This is a genomic window from Halorubrum sp. C191 (genome assembly GCF_002727095.1).
GTDB classification, from domain to species: Archaea; Halobacteriota; Halobacteria; order Halobacteriales; family Haloferacaceae; genus Halorubrum; species Halorubrum ezzemoulense.
The window spans coordinates 1-17,926 of record NZ_NHNZ01000061.1 but is presented as its reverse complement, the minus strand read 5'-3'; the positions used below and the strand labels follow the sequence as shown (position 1 = coordinate 17,926).

At 65.4% G+C, this 17,926-nt stretch carries 14 protein-coding genes and 3 pseudogenes; 7 read left to right on the top strand and 10 right to left on the bottom strand.

From position 1 onward, the window contains the following. Window positions 1-98: 98 nt before the first annotated feature. A complete protein-coding gene (locus Z052_RS05540; RefSeq protein WP_089308067.1) occupies window positions 99-1,097 on the bottom strand; it encodes a radical SAM protein in 999 nt (332 codons plus the stop codon). A 125-nt stretch (window positions 1,098-1,222) separates the two neighbouring features. Between Z052_RS05540 and Z052_RS05535 the strand changes: the two are divergent. Further along, a pseudogene (locus Z052_RS05535) lies at window positions 1,223-1,945 on the top strand (DUF6517 family protein). A 91-nt stretch (window positions 1,946-2,036) separates the two neighbouring features. After that, window positions 2,037-3,146 carry a DUF373 family protein gene (locus tag Z052_RS05530; RefSeq protein WP_049931361.1) on the top strand — a complete coding sequence of 370 codons (1,110 nt, stop codon included), beginning with the start codon at window positions 2,037-2,039 and terminating at the stop codon, window positions 3,144-3,146. A 51-nt stretch (window positions 3,147-3,197) separates the two neighbouring features. On the opposite strand, the gene Z052_RS05525 is transcribed toward Z052_RS05530, so the two are convergent. The 6 genes from Z052_RS05525 to Z052_RS05500 all read right to left on the bottom strand — a co-directional run bounded on the left by Z052_RS05525 (window position 3,198) and on the right by Z052_RS05500 (window position 10,260). Further along, a complete protein-coding gene (locus Z052_RS05525; protein ID WP_049931360.1) occupies window positions 3,198-3,380 on the bottom strand; it encodes a hypothetical protein in 183 nt (60 codons plus the stop codon). Between the two features lie 101 nt (window positions 3,381-3,481). Continuing rightward, window positions 3,482-4,525 carry a hypothetical protein gene (locus Z052_RS05520; RefSeq protein ID WP_099288893.1) on the bottom strand — a complete coding sequence of 348 codons (1,044 nt, stop codon included), beginning with the start codon at window positions 4,523-4,525 and terminating at the stop codon, window positions 3,482-3,484. 126 nt (window positions 4,526-4,651) lie between these two features. After that, on the bottom strand, window positions 4,652-5,713 hold the full coding sequence (locus tag Z052_RS05515) for a phosphotransacetylase family protein (RefSeq protein ID WP_099288892.1): 1,062 nt from the start codon (window positions 5,711-5,713) through the stop codon (window positions 4,652-4,654). Next, complete coding sequence (locus tag Z052_RS05510) at window positions 5,706-7,868, bottom strand: acetate--CoA ligase family protein (RefSeq protein ID WP_099288891.1); 2,163 nt, start codon at window positions 7,866-7,868, stop codon at window positions 5,706-5,708. Before Z052_RS05510 ends, Z052_RS05515 begins: the two co-directional genes overlap by 8 nt. Window positions 7,869-7,957: 89 nt before the next feature. Next, window positions 7,958-9,739 carry a PAS domain-containing sensor histidine kinase gene (locus Z052_RS05505; RefSeq protein ID WP_099288890.1) on the bottom strand — a complete coding sequence of 594 codons (1,782 nt, stop codon included), beginning with the start codon at window positions 9,737-9,739 and terminating at the stop codon, window positions 7,958-7,960. A 134-nt stretch (window positions 9,740-9,873) separates the two neighbouring features. Next, window positions 9,874-10,260, bottom strand: a complete 387-nt coding sequence (locus Z052_RS05500) for a helix-turn-helix domain-containing protein (RefSeq protein ID WP_049931354.1) — start codon at window positions 10,258-10,260, stop codon at window positions 9,874-9,876. A gap of 114 nt (window positions 10,261-10,374) precedes the next feature. Here Z052_RS05500 and Z052_RS05495 point away from each other — a divergent pair, with 114 nt between their 5' ends. The 3 genes from Z052_RS05495 (at window position 10,375) to Z052_RS05490 (ending at window position 11,824) form a co-directional block, all read left to right on the top strand. Next, window positions 10,375-11,010, top strand: coding sequence for a helix-turn-helix domain-containing protein (locus tag Z052_RS05495; protein ID WP_099288889.1), 636 nt, complete (start codon window positions 10,375-10,377; stop codon window positions 11,008-11,010). A gap of 74 nt (window positions 11,011-11,084) precedes the next feature. Further along, entirely contained in the window at window positions 11,085-11,243 is a 159-nt protein-coding gene (locus Z052_RS20425; RefSeq protein WP_007345024.1) for a hypothetical protein, read from the top strand. Window positions 11,244-11,368: 125 nt separating this feature from the next. Beyond that, entirely contained in the window at window positions 11,369-11,824 is a 456-nt protein-coding gene (locus tag Z052_RS05490) for a pyridoxamine 5'-phosphate oxidase family protein (protein ID WP_089308075.1), read from the top strand. Between the two features lie 348 nt (window positions 11,825-12,172). Here Z052_RS05490 and Z052_RS21370 read toward each other — a convergent pair. From Z052_RS21370 to Z052_RS05475, 3 genes and pseudogenes are all read right to left on the bottom strand, one after another. Beyond that, window positions 12,173-12,253 (bottom strand): annotated as a pseudogene (locus Z052_RS21370) (transposase); the annotation flags it as partial. A 297-nt stretch (window positions 12,254-12,550) separates the two neighbouring features. Then, window positions 12,551-15,022: an RND family transporter gene (locus Z052_RS05480; RefSeq protein WP_094580385.1), complete on the bottom strand. Its 2,472-nt coding sequence runs from the start codon at window positions 15,020-15,022 to the stop codon at window positions 12,551-12,553. A 3-nt stretch (window positions 15,023-15,025) separates the two neighbouring features. Then, entirely contained in the window at window positions 15,026-16,657 is a 1,632-nt protein-coding gene (locus Z052_RS05475) for a COG1361 S-layer family protein (RefSeq protein WP_394338382.1), read from the bottom strand. A 202-nt stretch (window positions 16,658-16,859) separates the two neighbouring features. On the opposite strand from Z052_RS05475, the gene Z052_RS05470 reads away from it, so the two are divergent. Next, the gene (locus tag Z052_RS05470) at window positions 16,860-17,564 is read left to right on the top strand and encodes a TetR/AcrR family transcriptional regulator (RefSeq protein ID WP_099288888.1); all 705 of its coding nucleotides are present in this window, start codon (window positions 16,860-16,862) and stop codon (window positions 17,562-17,564) included. Window positions 17,565-17,698: 134 nt separating this feature from the next. Beyond that, window positions 17,699-17,926: pseudogene (locus Z052_RS05465) on the top strand (ISH3 family transposase); the annotation flags it as partial.

Sequence of the window (17,926 nt, the reverse complement as noted above, 5' to 3'; positions counted from 1 at the left end):
CGAGGGGGCCGGAGCGCGGCCTCGGAGTCGGGACCGGCGGGACAAGCGATTCGACCGGAACAGGAGGTGCGACGGGGGTGGGGAGTCGGCGGAACCGGTCAGGCGACCGGCGTGCGCTCGACGACGGTCCCGTCGACGGTCGGGTACTGTTCGACGATCTCGCCTTCGTCGAGGTCGCCGTCCTCGATCATCTCCTTGAGGAGCCACCACGCGACCTCGACGTGGTTCGACTTGACGGTGTAGAACTCCTCGGGCACGCCGAGCGCCTCGAACCGCTCGGGGTCGGCGAACGCCTTCCCGTAGACGAGCGTCCCGTCGTCGGTCACCTCGTCGAACTCGCGGCGGATGTTCTTCGCCATCCGCTTGAGGCGGTTGCGGTGTTGGGCGGCGTCTTTGAACACCGACGTACAGAAGTACACCTTCTCGTGGCTCGCCATCTCTTCGAGGATGGCGTCGTCCTTCGACCCCTCGACGGCGGACATGTGGCCCTCCTGTAGTTCGAAGCCCTCCTCTTGCATCCGGCGGTAGTTCCCGTCGGACATCTCGAACTCGTTGATGTTACAGAACTCGGCGGCGCCCTCGTCTAAGAACTCCAAGAACTCCGGCTCCGCGCGGATGCCGGGGATCTCGAAGGCGGGGGTGAGCCCCTCCTCGCGGGCGATGTGGAGGATCTCCTCCCACTCGGTGCCGTGCATGTCGCCCCACATCTCCAGCGGCGGGTGGAAGCGGATCTCGTCGAGGCCGGCCTCCGAGAGGCGGCGCATGTTCTCGCGGCCGCCCGTGATGCCCGTGTAGAGGTGGGTGTGGTGGTCCTCACCGAACTCGTCTTTCAGCAGTTCGAGGTACCGGGTCGTCTTCGCCATCGCCTCCTGCGGTTCGCCGCCGGTGATCGAGGTGCCGAGCGCGCTCATACGCTTGGCCTCCTCGATCACGTCGGAGTCGGACTCGACCTTCCGCTCGTTGGCGTACACGTCGGTGACGTTCTTCCGGTTCTCTCCGAGGGGGCAGTAGAAGCAGTCCCGCTGGTCGCAGTAGCCGTAGACGAAAAGCACCATCTTCCCGCCCTTGGCGCACTGTTCGCAGCCCTTGGAGATCATCTACCCTATCCTACCGGCCGCGGCCTCAAAAAGCGTCCGAACCGCGCGCTCCCGAGAGAGCCGTTGGCACGGCGGAGCGGCACCGAACACAAAGTATGTACCCCCGCACGGTGTCAGCAGCGGCCATGAACCGGAACCCGAACGCCGAGAACGCCGCGGAGAACAGTAACGCGAGCGACGCGGTCACCCGTCGCCGGGCGCTCGCGGCCGGCGGTGCGGTCGGCCTCGCGAGCCTCGCCGGCTGTACCGCGCTCGACGTCGCGACCGGCGACGGGCCCGCGGAGTTCGCCGCCGGCACCGCGACGGTGGCCGACGCGACGCTCTCGGAGAGCGGGTACGAGCTCAACGAGGTGTCCGACGAGACGATCTCCCGAGAGGTCGAGGCGGCCGGACAGACCCGAGAGGTCCGGGTGACGAACACCGTCGCGGAGTAGGACAAGGCGGTCGAACTGCTCGGCGAGCGCTACCAGGCCGCCGTGTTCGCCGCGGTGACGACGCCGCAGATAGAGGTCCTCGGCCGGGCGCTCAACCCGATCGCGGAGATGGGAACCCGCGAGCGCGCCGAGCTCATCTTGAGCCGCTTCGAGAACGTCGGCGGCTTAGAGCGCGGCTCGGAGTACTCGACGAGCGTCCTCGACACCGACACGGCGGTCGTCGTGTACACGGTCGATGCGGAGATCGAGGGGACGGGCGTGACCACCGAGCTGGAGCTCCACATCGGCGAACCGGTCGGCGTCGAGGACGACTTCGTCCTCCCGCTGGCGGCGTACCCGGCCGCGTTCAGCGACGGCGAGAACGTCCGCCGGATGATGAACGGGGTCGAACACGAGCCGACCGACGAGAGCTGACGGCGAGGCGACGCAGTCGGCGGATCGCGTGCGACGCGGAGGGGCGACGCGAGCCGAAAACATATGTCGTCCCCTCGCGTAGCCCCGTTCGATGCTGCTCGTCCTCTGCGTCGACCTCGACGACGACCTCGGCCGCAAGACGGGGATCCCCACGCCCGTCATCGGCGACGAGGACGTCACCGAGGCCGCGGTCGCGCTCGCGACCGCCGACCCCGAGGACTCCGACGTCAACGTCCTCTTCCAAGGCGTCAACGTCCACGACGAGCTGGCCGCCGACGGCGAGGCCGTCGAGGTCGCCGCCGTCACCGGCGTCGACGGTCCCGACGTGAAGGCGAACCGCGCGGTCGGCCAGGAGGTCGACCGCGTGCTCGCCGAGCTGTCGACCAGCGAGGAGGTCTCCGCGGTCGTGATCACCGACGGCGCACAAGACGAGTCGGTCCTCCCCGTGATCCGGTCGCGGATGCCGATCGACGGGATGCGGCGCGTTGTCGTCAGACAGGCGCAGGACCTCGAGTCGCTGTACTACACGATCAAGCAGGTCCTCGCCGACCCGGAGACCCGCGGCACGATCCTCATTCCACTCGGCGTCCTGCTGTTGATCTACCCGCTCGTCGTGGTCGCGAACCTCTTCGACGTGGCGGGGGCGGCCGTGCTGGGGATCCTCTCCGGCGCGGTGGGGCTCTACTCGCTGTTCCGCGGGCTGGGGCTCGAAGACAGCGTTGACGGCGCCGCGGAGAGCGTCCGGAACGTCCTCTACACCGGCCGCGTGACCCTCGTCACCTACGTCGTCGCGCTCGCGCTGGTCGTCGTCGGCGGCGTACAGGGAGTCGAGACCGTCGACGCCGTCGGCGGGGTTCAGGGGAGCTCGCTCGCCGCCGGCACCACCCTCGCCGCGTTCGTCCACGGCTTCGTCCAGTGGCTCGGCGTCGCGGGCGTCACCTCCAGCCTCGGGCAGATCACCGACGAGTACCTCGCCGGCCGGTTCCGGTGGCGCTACCTCAACGCCCCCTTCTACGTGGTCTCCATCGCCGTCGTGCTGTTCGCGGTGTCGGGGTTCTTCCTCCCGGACGCGCCGGGCGTGACGGCGCTCGGGCTCTCGGAGTTGGCGATGGCGCTCGCGGCGGGGACGCTCATCGGCGTGTTGAGCACGCTCGCGTTCGCGGTCGCCGAGTCACAACTCCCGTCGGCCGAACCGGTGTGATGCCGCCACGGCGGCGCCGAGGGCGAGCCGCGGCGCCCGCCGTCGGACAGGTCAGGCCGGGGCGGTCTGCCAGCCGATGAATCGGTCGAATCCGTACGTGAACCCGAGGGACAGCGCGGCGAACACGACCCAGCGAAACACGTCGAACGCGCCGGTAAACGCGAGGACGTTGAAGACATACGAGAGCGACGCTCCGACGAATCCGGCGACGAGGAGGGTACGGCGGTCGTCCATGGGGTCCGCTCGACGCTCCGCAAGTTAGCTCTTCTGTCGGGAAACCGCCCCGACCCGACCGTCTCTTGGTGTCGCCAGCGCGCTCGCGACGACGTGGCAGACTATCGCGGCGTCCAATCGTCGCAGGCTTCCATGTCGTCCATCAGCTCGTCGTAGTGGCCGCAGTAGGGGCGCATCCCGTCGTCGGTCCGGACGTAGTCGAACTCCGCGCAGTTGCCGCAGTAGGCGTCTCCGGGCCCGTCACGCGCCGCGGGAGAGCCGGGCGCGGGCGCGGACTCCGGCGTGGTCGGGGACTCCGGCCCGTCCGTCGGCCCCGCGTCGTCCAGCGGCGAGGTGATGTCGCTGTCGGCGCTGCCGCCGTCGCTCACGCCCGGCGACCCGGGGACGGAGCGACCGCTCGCCCCGGAGCGCCCCCCGCTACTCGTTCGTCCCGGACGGTCCGAGCGCTCGGCGCCGCTCGGCGTTCCGGACGAGTTCCCTCCAGAAGGCGGGCTCGAACGCGACGGCGCGGCGCCCGGGGAGTCACTCTCGGCGTCGTCGGGGCGGTTTGTCTGCGTCTCGATCTCGCCGTCGGGGGTCCCGCCGAGGAGGCCGACGCCGCCGCGGCTCCCGAGCTGGTCGCGGGAGACCTCGACGACCTTCGTCTCGCCCTTATGGGTCACCTCCATCGTGACGGTGCCGCCGGGGTCGTTGCGGGTCTTGAAGTTGGCGACGCCGACGAAAACGCTCCACAGCGTCGTCGCGGCGCCGAGGAAGTAGACGCCGGCGGTGGGGAGGGTGAGGTCGGTCAGCTCCGGGCGCGGGCCGCCGACCCACTGCTGGGGGTACGCGTGCGCGAACAGCGCCACGCCGAGGCACATGACGGCCGCGCCGACGACGGCCGCGGCGTAGGTGTTGCGGTCGGCCGGGAGGACCGCCATCACGCCGAGCAACACGAGGGGAACGCCGACGCCGCCGAGGATTCCGCCGAGCTCCCGGGCCGCGCCGGAGCTGTAGCCCGCCGGCACCGCCACCTCCGCCGCCACGAGGATGCCCGCGACGACGAGCAGCGCGCCCGCGGCGAACGCCCCCACGCCGAGGTACAGCCGTCGCGGGTCGACCCCGGAGCGTCCCCGTCCGCCGTACGCCTCCGAGAGACTGGTCATGGGTGGGGTACGTCGTCCACCCTGAAAACAGTACGTCAGACGATCACCCGCGGAAGCGGGCGAGGGCGCGGACCGCGAGCGATCGCGGCTCGCGGAGCGGTCGGAGTCGGGGAGCCGCGCCCGCCGTCAGACGAGCGCGTCGACGTCGACGTGGTCGCCGAGCAGCTCCGCCATCCGGTCGACCGTGCGGACGTCGCGCGTGCGGCCGCCGCGGACGACCTCCTCGGCCCGGTCGATGGCGGTGACCGTGTCCGTGTTCACGGCGAGGACGGGCGTGCCGGCGTCGGCGGCCTTGCCCAGCACCGCGCCGGAGGGGCGGTGCCCGCCGGTGAGGACGAGGCAGGCCACGCCGGAGGCGTCGAGCGCCGCGGTCTGGACGTCCGCGCGGTCGCCGCCGGTGATGACGGCGGCGTCGCGGGCGCGCCGGAAGTAGCGGAGCGCCTCGTCGCCGCCCATCGCGCCGACGAGGAAGCGCTCGACGAAGGCGTCGGTCGGCGCGTCGGTGAGGAGCTCGGCACCGAGCTCGTCCGCGAGCTCGCCGACCGTGACGCCCGCGAGCTCCTTCTCGTACGGGAGCGCGCCGAACACGGTGACCCCCTTCGATTCGAGGAACGGGATGCCGTCCTGATCGAGCGACTCGAAGGCGTCGTCGGACACCTTGTTGAACACGACGCCGGCGAGGCGGTCGCCGAACGCGTCGGCGGCCGCCAGCACGTCGTCTAAGTCGTTCGGCGAGCCGTACTCGGCGACGAGCACGACGTTCGCGTCGAGCAGCTCCGCCACGTCGACGTCGGTGAGGTCGACGACGCCGCCGGTGGTCCAGCTGCCGCCGCCCTCGACGAACACCTGGTCGTGGTCGGCCGCGATGTCGTCGTACTCCTCGCGAATGCGGTCGCGCAGGGCCTCGGAGTCCTCGGTGCCGCGGATGGCGCCCTCGACGAACGTCGGCGAGTAGACGACGGGCTCCATCTGGTGCATCTCGGCGTCCAAGCCGAGCACCTCGCGGGCGAGCATCGGGTCTTGGTCGAGCGTCTTCCCGACGTTCGACTGGAGCCGGGTCCCCTTCGGTTTCATGTAGCCGACGCTGCTGTCCTGGTCGGCGGCGAGCCGCGCTAAGGCGACGGTGATCGCTGTCTTTCCGGCGCTGTCTCCGGTCGCGGTGACGAGTGTGGTGGGTGTGTCAGTCATTGGTGGGTTCCTCCGCGTCGAGCGGCTGTTGTTCGGTCTCCGCCGGATCGAGCTCCTGCGGGTCGACGGTGAGTCTCACGTCGACGGCGGCGGCGTTCGTGCCGCCGTCGCCGTCGGGCAGTGCGACGAGGGGGTTGATGTCGAGTTCGAGGATGGCCGGGAAGTCAGTGACTAGCTGCGAGAGCCGGCCGATCGTGTCGATCACGGCGTCGACGTCGACCGGGTCGCGGCCGCGGGCGCCCCGGAGCAGGGGCGCCGACTGGATCTCCTCGGTCATCTCCCGCGCTTCGGGCTCGGAGACGGGCGCGACGCGGAAGGTGGTATCCTCCATCACCTCCACGAAGATGCCGCCCAGCCCGAACATCAGCAGCGGGCCGAACTGCGGGTCGCGGTTCATCCCGACGATGGTCTCGACGCCGTCGTCGAGGTCAACCATCTCCTGAACCTGGACGCCGAGGACGGTCGCGTCCGGCTGGTAGTTGCGGGCGCGGGTGATCAGGTCCTCGTAGGTGTCGGCCACGTCGTCGTTCGCGACGCCGACGGCGACGCCGCCGATGTCGGACTTGTGGAGGATGTCCGGCGAGACGATCTTCATCACCACGTCGCCGTCGACTCCCTCGGCGACCTCGCGGGCGCGCTCGGGCGAGTCGACGATGGCGCCGTCGGGCGTGGGAATGCCGTACGCGTCGAGCAGTTCCATCGCCTCGACGCCCAAGCGGTTGTCGTCGCGGTCGCGCACCGCTCCGAGGATCTCGCGGGCGCGCTCGCGGTCGACGTCGAACGACATCGGGTCGGCGTACTCGCGCGCCTTGATGTCGCGGTAGGTGGCGAGCGTCGCGAGACTGTCGATAGCGCGCGCAGGATCGAAGTAGCAGGGGATCCCCCGCGCCTGAAGCTGCTGTTTCGGCTCGCGGGTGCGGTCGCCGCCCATCAGGCAGGCGGCGACGGGCGCGTCCATCTCGTCGCTCACGTCGGTGATCGCGTCCGCGAGCTCGTCGAAGTCGATCGTCGCGGTCGGCGCGGCCAACACGAGGGCGGCGCCGACGTTGTCGTCGGTGACCGTGATCTCCAACGCCTCTCGGAACCGGTCGACGTCGGCGTCGCCGATCACGTCGACCGGGTTGTGGATGTTCGCCTCGTCGGGCATCGACTCGGCGAGCGCGTCGCTCGTCTCGCTCGTGAACGACGCCATGTCGAGGTCGGCGTCGCCGACCGCGTCGGTCGCCATCACGCCGGGGCCGCCGGCGTTCGTGACGATGGCGACGCTGTCGGTGTCGGGGAGGGGCTGACTGCCCAAGATCCCCGCGGCGTCGAACAACTCGTCGACCGACTCCGCGCGGATCACGCCTGCCTGATCGAGCCCCGCCTCGTACGCCTTGTCGGAGCCGGCGAGCGTGCCGGTGTGCGAGGAGGCGGCCTGCGCGCCGGCACTTGTGCGCCCCGACTTCACCGCGACGATCGGGGTGTCCTGCGAGGTCTCGCGGGCGGTCTCGATGAACTCGCGGCCGTCCTCGATCCCCTCGAGGTAGCCGATGATCACGTCGGTCTCCTCGTCGTCACCCCAGTGGTCGACGAAGTCCGTCTCGTCTAAGACGGCCTTGTTGCCGAGCGAGACGACATCCTTGAATCCGATCCCGTTGTCGTTGGCCCAGTCGAGGACCGCGGTGACGAACGCGCCCGACTGGCTCATGAAGGAGAGCCCGCCGGGGAGCGCGTTCTCGGGGCCGAACGTGGCGTTCATCCCCGAGGGCGTCGACATGATCCCCAGGCTGTTTGGGCCGACGAGGTTGAGGTCGTACTCGTCGGCTAGCTCCGCGAGGCGACGCTCCCTCGCCGCTCCGTCCTCTCCGGTCTCCCCGAACCCGGCGGTGATCACGACGACGTTGCGGACCCCCGCCTCCCCGCACGCCTCGATGGCGTCCAACACGATCGAGGGGGGGACGACGACGACCGCGACATCGGCGTCAGCGTCGGCGACGTCGTCGACACAGGGCGTGTCGAGCACCGCGTCGTAGTTCGGGTTGACGGGGACCGTGTCGCCGTCGAAGTCGTCGAGGAGATTCGACGTGACGGCGCGGCCGACGGCCCCTTCGCGGGCGGTCGCGCCGACGACGGCGACCCGGTCCGGGTCGAACAGCTCGTTGAGCGTACCCATCAACCCGGGAGTACGCGAAGCGACGGCTTAAGATCGGTGGGATGTTCTTCGGAATCGGAGTCAACGGTGAACGATCGATCGGGTTTCGGTTAACCGTTCGTGGATCCCGGCGGTGAGTCGGGGGGGCCGTCGAGATCCGCGGCAGTCTCGGACGCGGAGAGGCCGGAGTCAATCGGCTCCGAGCCGGTGGGCTCCGGATCGGCCGACTCCGCGCCGCCGGCTTCGGATTCGGGCTGGGTGGTCCCGGCGTCGGAGGGGGGCGACTCGGCGGTCTCGGCGTCAGCCGAGGGCGACTCGGCGACCTCAACATCGGACGGTGGCGAACTGACGACCGGCGTCATCTCCCCCGCGTCCGGTCCGGCTGGCCTCGGGCGGGCGTCCGGCGCGACCGGATGGGTCCGATCCACCGTCGAGTCGCCGGGGTCACAGTCGGCGTCGGGGACACAGATCGTCACCTCGTTGCCGTCGGCGCCGGCGTCGAACGCCAAGTCGCCGCCGGACCGATCGGCGATCCAGTAGACGAGCCACAGCCCCATCCCGCCGGTGTGTCTGAGGTCGTCCATCTTCCACCGGTCGGTGATCGGGTCCCGCTCGGCCGGGGGGATCGGCGGCGCGTTGTCGCGGACCGCGATCTTGACCCGGTCGGCGGGCGCGGTGACCTCGATCTCGACGCTCGGCGCCGCCTCGGCGTGTTCGATCGCGTTCTCGATCAGTTCGGCGATCGCGTAGTCGAGCTCGGGGTGCGTGAACGCCCGCACGTCGCCGGGGCAGGAGACCGATATCTCCGCGGTCGGACTTGACCGGTCGTCGACGGCGTCCGCCACCGCGCTCTCGACGAGCGGCGCGACCCGGAGGGGTTGCGGGTGTTCGTGGTGGCGGAGGAGGTCGATCACGCCGCGCTGTTTCTCGGCGGTCGTCAACAGGTCGTCGGCGACCCGGCGAACCGTCTCCGCGTGGTCGATCAGGTCGGCGGCGAGTTCGGCCAGGTCGAACTCGTCGGAAACGACACCGCGTTCCTCGGTCGCCGTCGCGCTGACGGCGTCTTCGACGCGGTCGGCGATGCGCTCCGCGGTGCCGTCGACGATGTTCATGTCGTTGCGGATCGTGTGTCGGAGAAGGTTGTCCATCACCGTGAGCTGACGCTCGCGGCGGTACTCGTCCGTGACATCGCGGGCGAAACCGGTGACGGCGACGACCTCGCCGTCCTCCCACACGGGGCGCGAGGGCACCCTGACCCAGGTGGTCCGCCCATCGGCCGGCCCGATCCGGTAGTCGAGGTTCGTCGGCTCGCCGTCGGAGAGCCGCTCCATCGCGTCCTCGACGGCCGGACGGTCGTCGGGGTGAACCGCGGCGAGGAACATCTGCGGGCGCCGTTCGAGCGCGTCCGGCTCGATCCCGAACACGGATTCGAGCGCGCCGTTGACGAATAACAGGTCCTCCAAGTCGGCGCTGAACATCCAGAGCACGTCCGGCGACGTCGACGCGATCGTCTCCAAGCGCCGGCGTGACTCGACCTCAAGGGTGACGTCGCGAGAACTCAGCGCGTAGCCGTCGAGGCCGGTCTCCGACGGCGGAAACACGCGGGTGCGAAACCACACCCAGTCGCCGTCGGCAGTCGCGTAGCGGTACTCCAACGGCGATTCCGGGGCGGTTCCGCCGGCGACGAGGGCCTCGAACGCCGTCCGAACGCGGTCGGCGTCGTCGGGGTGAATCAGGTCGAAGGCGTCGGTCCCGACGAGCGTGTCGGGGTCGAACCCGAGCAACTCGCGGGTGGCCGCGTTGAGGTATCGGAACCGGCCCTTCTCGTCGATCACCGCGACCTTGTCCTGCGCAAGGTCGACGAGGGTTTCGGGTTCCGGTGAGCGGGACATACGGAACACCTTCGAGAACTGGCGTATAAGCGTGGCCGCGTGATTATCAGGTGCGAAAACGGTCGCCGACGAACCGCCGGGCGAACGCGCCCTGATCGCACCTCCGGGAGGCCGATCCGTCGCGCCGTGGCAGATCAGTCGGCCGAGACGCCGGGGGCGTTGAGCGCGGCGGCAAGCGGGTCGGCCCCCTCGTCGTCGACCGCGAGCGAGACGCCGTCGTCGCCGAACTCGATCGCGGCCTCGGCGGCATCGCGGACGTACTCGGCGGCGTGGTCGCCGTCCGGGTCGAGCCGAACCCCCTCGGCGAGCAGCGGCGTCTCGCTCAGCAGCTCAACCTTCCGGTAGGCGGTCGAGAGGGCGATGTCGCAGTCGTCGGCGAGTTCGCTCGTCGTCTTCGGCGTCGCCGCGGCGGCGAGGATCGCCCGACAGTCGGCGTCGGCGAGCGCCTCGAACGTCGCGTCGAGCGCCGCGTCTCCCTCGGTCGTCGTCGTGGCGTCGGTCGTGCGCGGGGGACGTTTCATACCTGTACGTTACGGCTACAGCCTCCCGAACTGTGGCCCCTCATATACGGGGAGTTTTATACCCGACCGCGCGCCCGCCAACGTTTTTGCCCGGCGCGGGCACGGACGAACGAGATGGGATCGGGAATCCGGGCGGAGGTCTCGCTGCCGACCGCGGCGGCCTCGCCGTTCGACGGCGTCGTCGACGGAACGACGCCTGTCACGGGCGTCACGCGGTGTACGCCCGCCGACGACCCCGAGCGAGTAGTCGTCGAGTTCATCGCCGACGCCGACCTCTCGGTCCCCGAGGGAGTCGAAGTGGTCTTCGACTACGGCGGGCGGGCGGCCTACCGGTTCGAGGCGGCGGTCGACCCGGACTCGCCGTTCGCCGTCCTCGACCGCCACGAGACGCCCGTCTCGGAGGCGGTGGTCCGCGACGGGCGGCTGCGCGTCACCTTCCACGCGAGCGACTTGCCGACACTGCGGTCGGTGTTGGAGGCGTTCCGCGACGCGTGTCCGGAGATGGAGGTGAAGCGCCTGCTCCAGTCGTCGACGACGCCGACGGAGTCGGACTTGGTGACCGTCGACCGGAGCGAACTGACGGAGCGCCAACGCGAGGTGCTCGAAGCCGCCTACGAGGCGGGGTACTTCGACCACCCGAAGGGCGCCAACGCCGGCGAGGTCGCGGCGTCGCTGGGCATCGGTCGGTCGACGTTCACCGAGCACGTCGCCGCCGCCCAGCGGAAGCTGTTCCGGTCGCTGCTTGACTAAGGATCGATTATCACATTCCGACGCCGCGAGAATCCGAGGTCCGTTTGATGGGCATGGGGAGCGTACGCACGGGTATGACGGGGCGATCCACCCACACCTTCGTCTGCCCGGAGTGTCGGCGCTCGATCGAGGTGGACGACGCGATGCGGGCGACGCTACTCGAGACGGGCTGTGTCGTCTGCGGGGCGCCGGTCACCGAGGAGGACATCGGCGAGGCGCCGACGATCAGCTGAACGGAGTCGGCCGGCGACCGCCGCAGAGCCTCCGCCGTCGTCCGCACCGCAGAGACGCCTCCCCGCTGTCCCCGCGCTGCGCGCCGTCTCGTTCCCTTTATCAACTCGTGGGAAGAAGGTTCGATATGCCGACGAACAGCGAGGTCGAGATGTCATCGACCGAGGTGGACGCACACCTGTCTCGCCACGAGACGGGCGTTCTCGCGCTCGCGCGCGACGACGCGCCGTACGCGATCCCGATCTCCTACGGGTACGACGCGGACGAGCGCGCGTTGTACCTCCGGCTGGTGTCGACGCCCGACAGCGAAAAGCGCGGGTTCCTCGCGTCGACGCCGCGGGCCCGCGTAGTCGTCTACGAGGACGAAGACGACGAGTACGCCAGCGTCGTCGGCGTCGGCACCCTCGAACGCGTCGATGTCGACGAGCTCACCCCCGAAACTATCGCCCAGTACGGTGAGACGCAGCGTCCCCTCTTCGAGATCTGGGCCGACGACAAGCCGGACCTCGACATCGAACTCTACCGCTTTGCGCCCCAAGAACTGACCGGACGGAGGGTCGTTGTCGAGCGCGACGAGGCGTAGGGATTTTTCCGATTAGGTTTGTATTTAATCCAAACTAATTTTTCTGCCGTCTCATGGGAAGCGAATAACTCAGGCTGTTTGACACCCTCCCCGCGCTGAAGCGCAAAGATTCCCACGGCACCGCACCACTGGGTTGGGATATTGTAGTTTACCTGAATTGAGGCGCTGAGGCCCCTTCCTCAACGAACGAGCGAAGCGAGTGAGTAGAGAGGGGATACAGTGTTCACAAGAGCAGCTCTTGTGTGCGGACGAGACGCAAGAGCGTGGCATTCAGCGTGGACTCCCGTTTTAACTGCCCAAGGTAGTAGGCGAGGATCCGCCATTCACATTCAACGCCTCGCTGTCCAATCACACGCCTACGGATGCGCCTCTATGCCTAGACTTTTGCTGGTCGCAGAGGTACTTCAGCCCGATATCCTTCACCGCATTATTTCACTACTCGATCAAAACGAAAGGTGTCGACGACGCACCCGGACCGATGCCAAGTCAGGTAACCGTACACACTAGTACAGATCCCAGAGTAGCATCGCCGACAACAACCGGTGACTCTTGCTGGATAGATAGCTACCTGTCCAAGCAACAATTCGACTAGAATTACATGTCGAAAATATACTGACTTCTTCCCAACCCTACTCAATCACCGCTGACACGGTTCTCCTCTTGAGGGTGAAGGGTTTGTTTCTATAGCTTACTTTGTAAAATTATAATACTGGCAAATATTGAATCTCACCCAGAGACAGACAGGTTGATCCCTTCCCATATCCCGTGATAGTGCTCCCACAACAACACTGCTGGAGGAAGCGCGATCACTGTGAATACGAAAGAGTATACCACGCTCAGCGCCATCAAAAGGCCGAAGTCCCCAAGCACGGGTGTGATGGCGAGCGCGAGCGCGCCCGTCCCGAGCGAAGTGGTGAGCATGCTTCCGAGCAGGGCGCCTCCCGTCCCCGAGAGCGTGATAATCATCGACTCGTAAGCGTCGGCGCCGGCGTTGTACTCATCGATGAACCGATGAGTGGCGTGTACTGAGTACGCAATTCCGAGCCCAATGGAAATCGATAGAATTGTGCCGGTCAGCGCGTTCAGTGATATCCCGAGATATCGCATTGTCCCAAGTAAGAATGCGATTGCGATTAAGATCGGGAAGAGATTCGCTATTCCGAGGAGCGGCTTGCTCTCCAATACGGCGTAGGCAATAACGAGGAACAATCCTGTTAACCCAATTGCGATGATTAGTCCCTGAATCGAAGAATTGAAGATGATATCAGTCACGGCATCAAATACGACGATCTGACCGGTGGCGGTCGTCTTGTACCGGAACTCTTCAGCGAACTCCCGAGTGTCGGCCGCGGCCTCAGCCTGTGAAGCCCCGGAGTCGATCGCATAGTCGACCTGCGCACTCCGTCGATCCGGCGTGAGGTACTGCTCAGCCCGATCGCCGGACGACGAGGCGAACAGCACGTCGTAGATGCGGTCGAGATTCTGGTCGGGAATTCCGTTTCCGTCGATATCGTTGCGGGCAACCAGTTTGGCAAACTCCGGATTCTGTTCGGCATGCGATTGAATCACAGTCACAATACTTGTTGGCTGGGCGCTCCCGCCGTCACCGACTGCGAGTGAGCCTGATGCATCGTCGTTTGGGTCCGCGAGAGCCTCAAGCGCATGGCCCTCTTCGAAGTTCCCTTCGACGTACAACTTCACTGTTTGGTCCTGATTGGTCGAGAACCGATCTTCAAGCAGGTTCAACGTCTCAGTGACGGTGTACTCACTCGGTGCGAACGGCTCAGGGAGGCCGGTCACATAGTCCGGTTGCTCCTCCGGGGGAAGGAAGTCCTCAGTCTCGAAAGAGGTGTCGACGCCGCTGCCGTACGCTGCGGCCATCCCCCCCGTCACGAGCAGCACGACCACGAACGCGATTGGCGCGTACCGACTGACCTGTGCCGGGAACGTCAAGAATTTTCCAAGTGTTGAGTCCTCCGAAGAGATCGGAGCCGAGTTGAATTCTGGGACTCCGTACTGCTCTCGCAGTCTGTCGACGACCAGTTTTGCTGCCGGCAGAAACAACCCGAAGATCAGGAAAGTGAAGGTAATCCCGACCGCCGAGGCGATTCCCAAGTTTCGGATCGGCGTGAGGTCAGAGATTACGTTTGCCCCAAATCCGAACACAGTGGTCACAGTGACAATTATGAACGCGATCATCAGTTGGTTATTCGCCTCACGCATCGCCTCTGTCGCCTCGTACCCCTTGACGGTCTCCTCGCGATAGCGGTTGATAATGTGGATTCCGAAGTCGACCCCGACCGCAAGCAACAGCACAGGAACGGTAATCATCTGTTGGTTAAATGGGATTCCAGAGAATCCGAGGAACCCAAACGTCCAGATGATGGTCATCAGAAGCGACAGCAGCCCGAGCCCGAGGTCGATCGGGTCACGGTAGGCGACGACCAGGAACAAAAGCAGCAACAGCACAACGACAGGCATTACGATGGTGAGCGAATCACCGATGACGTTGGCCGTCTCGGCGTTCGTCACGCCGCTGCCGAACGCCGTGAGATCCCCTGGCTGATCAGCCGCAATCGATCGGATCGTCGTTTGAACCTCTTGGAGGTCCCCATCCGAGAACCCTCCCGGCACGTCGTGTGAGATGACCGTAATCGACGCGCTTGCGCTCACGCTCGCCGGATTGAAATCTGTCGCGAGCGTCCCCGTAAACCGCGGATTTTCTGAGAGGCTGCGAACGACCTGTCTGACTCGGGTCGCACTCGTCGACTCCAGGACGCGCCGCTGTTCGGCTGCCGTGGTCGCCGACGGGTCGATTGTCTGTGCGACGACTGTGGCCGGGCCGTTGGCCGAGGCTACCCGGAGGTCGTCTCGTGACTCAACCTCCTCTAAGACCCGGAGGTCTCTGAGTAACGCCTCTTTTGTCAAAACGTTACTTCCCGAGTGGATGAGTTGTGTGGACTCATCATCGGATTCGAATGGATCTTCGAATTCTTCGTTAACCGCGTCAAGTGCCTGCTGTTCCTCGAGACCATCGGTGAACGAATCGGTGGCCTCAGTGTCCGTGCTGACAAGGCCTATCCCGCCGGTAAACACCAGCGTGAGAACAAGGAATATGATGATGACTCGGCGCGGGCTGTCGACGATGGCGTCGTTAAGTCGCCGTGTCCACGCCTCGATCCGCTCGCCGAGAGACATCGGTTACTGCCGCCTCCGGTAGACGACAAGCGCCCCCGTCCCAACGACAAGCAGCGCGACAATGATAACTGGCAGCGGCAGTCCGCCGCCCTCACTCTCGATCACGTCTATCGGGACACGGTAGGTGTCTGTCAGTTGGCTGTCTCCGTCCGCGTCATCGTACCGGAAGTCAAGCGAGATTGGGTACGTGCTACCCGGCGTTGCAGAGCCTGTAGTAGTCAACTCGAAAGTCATCGTGGTGGTTTCCCCGGAGTCGAGTGATTGGACGTATCCCGTGTCGGTATCACCTGTATCGAGCGGATCGTCGGCGAACAACCGTGCCTCGACGTCGCTGGCAGTCTCGTTGAGATTATTCGTTACGGTGACATCGACGGTACGAGTCCCGTCTGACTGGATAGTGCGGTTCTCGACCGCAACGTCGAAACGGTCGCGCTCAGGGGCAACCTCAGCGTCGACGACGAGGTCTTCGAAGGCCCGCAACTCATCTTCACCGTTTCGGTACTGGACTGCCATATCGAGCGAGCGCAGGCCGGACTCGGCCTCGCCACTAATCGAGATTGGCAGTGTGAAGTTCGCGGATTCACCGGAATCAAGCGTCCCTACAGCGGTCGACCGCTCTGCCGGGATCACGCTCTGGGAATTGCCGGCGTACTGAACAACAACGCTACGGGCCGGAACAGGGCCGTCGTTGCGAACGGTGCCGACCAGTTCGCCGTCCTCGGCGACGCGAAGCTGTGACTCCACGTTAGTGAATGCGAACTCCTGTTCGGCAAGCGGGAGGATCCCGAGTGAGAGCCCATCATCGGTGCGGGTGATCCCGTCTGGGTCTTCGAATTGTACGGAACCGGAGAGCGTGTACTGCTGGACTGGTAGATCGGACGCGACGCCCACATCGTATGCGACAGATGTCGTCTCGCCGGGTTCGATCTCCTCGATCCGAACAGTGTTGGACTGACCGTCACTCACTGTGACACTATTACTTTGCGTCCCAAAAGTCACGTCAGCATTATGCGCCGTCTCCGCGCCGACATTCTCGATCGTCGCCTCAACGGTGCCGCTGTCACCGATCTGCGCGTCGCTGTCGATGTCAACGACTTGGAACCGGGCGTCGTCGCGCACGCGGACTTCGACGTCGCGGGAGATCGTTACGGTTCGGCTCTCGCCGGAGGATATGTAGCCGTAGGTGAGATCTAGATCTAGCGAGTATGTTCCGGGCTCGACGCCCTGCGGCACGTTCAGACTCACCGGTAGTTCACCGGGGGCGCTTGTCGTCACGCTGCCGATCGATGTCTCGCCCGACTCGACAGATAGTGGACCACTCGCCTCAACCTCGGCGCGGACGTTGCGCGCCGTAGTGACAAGATCGCTGTTCGCAGCGTTCCCGAACCGGAGGTTTCCGTCGTTGGCGATCTGGAGGGAGATCTGGTTGGTCCGGCCGGGGACGAGGTTCGGGTTCGGCGCGAACACGTCAAGATCAGGAGACCCACCGATGTTCGAGGCCTGTGCGGGCGCGCTAACGCCGATGCTAGGTGCGGCGTCGGAGCCGGTTAGCTCGGCGCCGACAGCACCGATGCCGAGACCACTAGTGAGGAGAAGCACACTCACAAGCACAACGGATAGGGGGCGAGTCCGCATGCGCTACCGCACCTCGATAGTCGTGGTGTTTGTACTCCGGGATCGGGGGAATTCCGTTGCGGGACTATTCGGCGAGAAGTGGCGAGCTCGTTGCACACTCACTACTTCACCCGAGAACCAATAAACATTTTGTTCGTGGACTCTCGTATCTCGGCATGGAGCGAAAAAACGAAGCTATCGCAGCTGACGCGAGGAAGCAATAATGGCGCGCTTTACCGATGAAGATCGCGAGCGTATCCGCGAAGAGTTGATCGAGGCGGGCCACAAACTTTTCGCGCAGTTCGGTTTCGATCGAACGCGTGTGAATGATATTACCGAAGAGGTGGGAATCGGTACTAGTACGTTCTACCAGTTTTTTGACTCGAAAGAGCAACTGTATCTTGTTGTGCTGGTCTCTGAGCGCGATCAGTTATTTGAACAACTCGAAGCAGTCATCGGTGAGGTGGAGACACCACAGGCGGAAGCTGAAATGATCCTGCGGACGACACTTAAACAAGTCCGATCGAACCCTCTTATTCGGAGGCTGTTTGTGGAGGGTGAGATACGGCGGATCGATGAGCAGTTGAATGGAACAAACTATGATGATGCTACCAGTACAGGGGACAACAATAACACGGGCACGATTAGTAAAAGCGATAGCGACAACAAACCCGACACAGGTGCCGAAGCAGATTTCCGCGTGTTACCGCAGCCGGAAGCATGGGTTGCGCGCGATGATGTCCGGATAGACGATCCGGACATCGTACGAGGACTCCTACGGTCGCTGCTGTTCGTCACGCAAGCACAGAACACACCGATCGTCCTGAACGAGACCTATGATGAGGTTGAGGAGGCACTAATCGACACGGTTATCACGGGATTGTTCGCAGATGAATCGATGACTTCTTGTGACGATCACAGCGGGTGAACTACCCCACCCTGCTCGCTCACGGCTGACGCCGTTCGCTCCTTGATAATGTTCAAGCAAGTCATTTGCCAATAGCCGTTGTTACAGACTCAGTCGATCACATCGGGTTTGAGTGAGTGTCTGCTTGGGAAAGTGTGGAACCTACCGAAGCAGACAACGAGATAGAGGAAGAGCACCTTCTTAATTTTGTCGTCAACAGCCTCAACGAAGAGCTTGAGATAGACCTCGACGAGAACGTCAAGGTCACGACAGAGACGTTGTACGAGGTCCTCGCCGGCGCCAGCGCCGGCGGGACCTCGATCAATCACGTCTGCGAAACGACCGAGGACTCGCCACACGCCAACACCGTCCGAGGACATCTC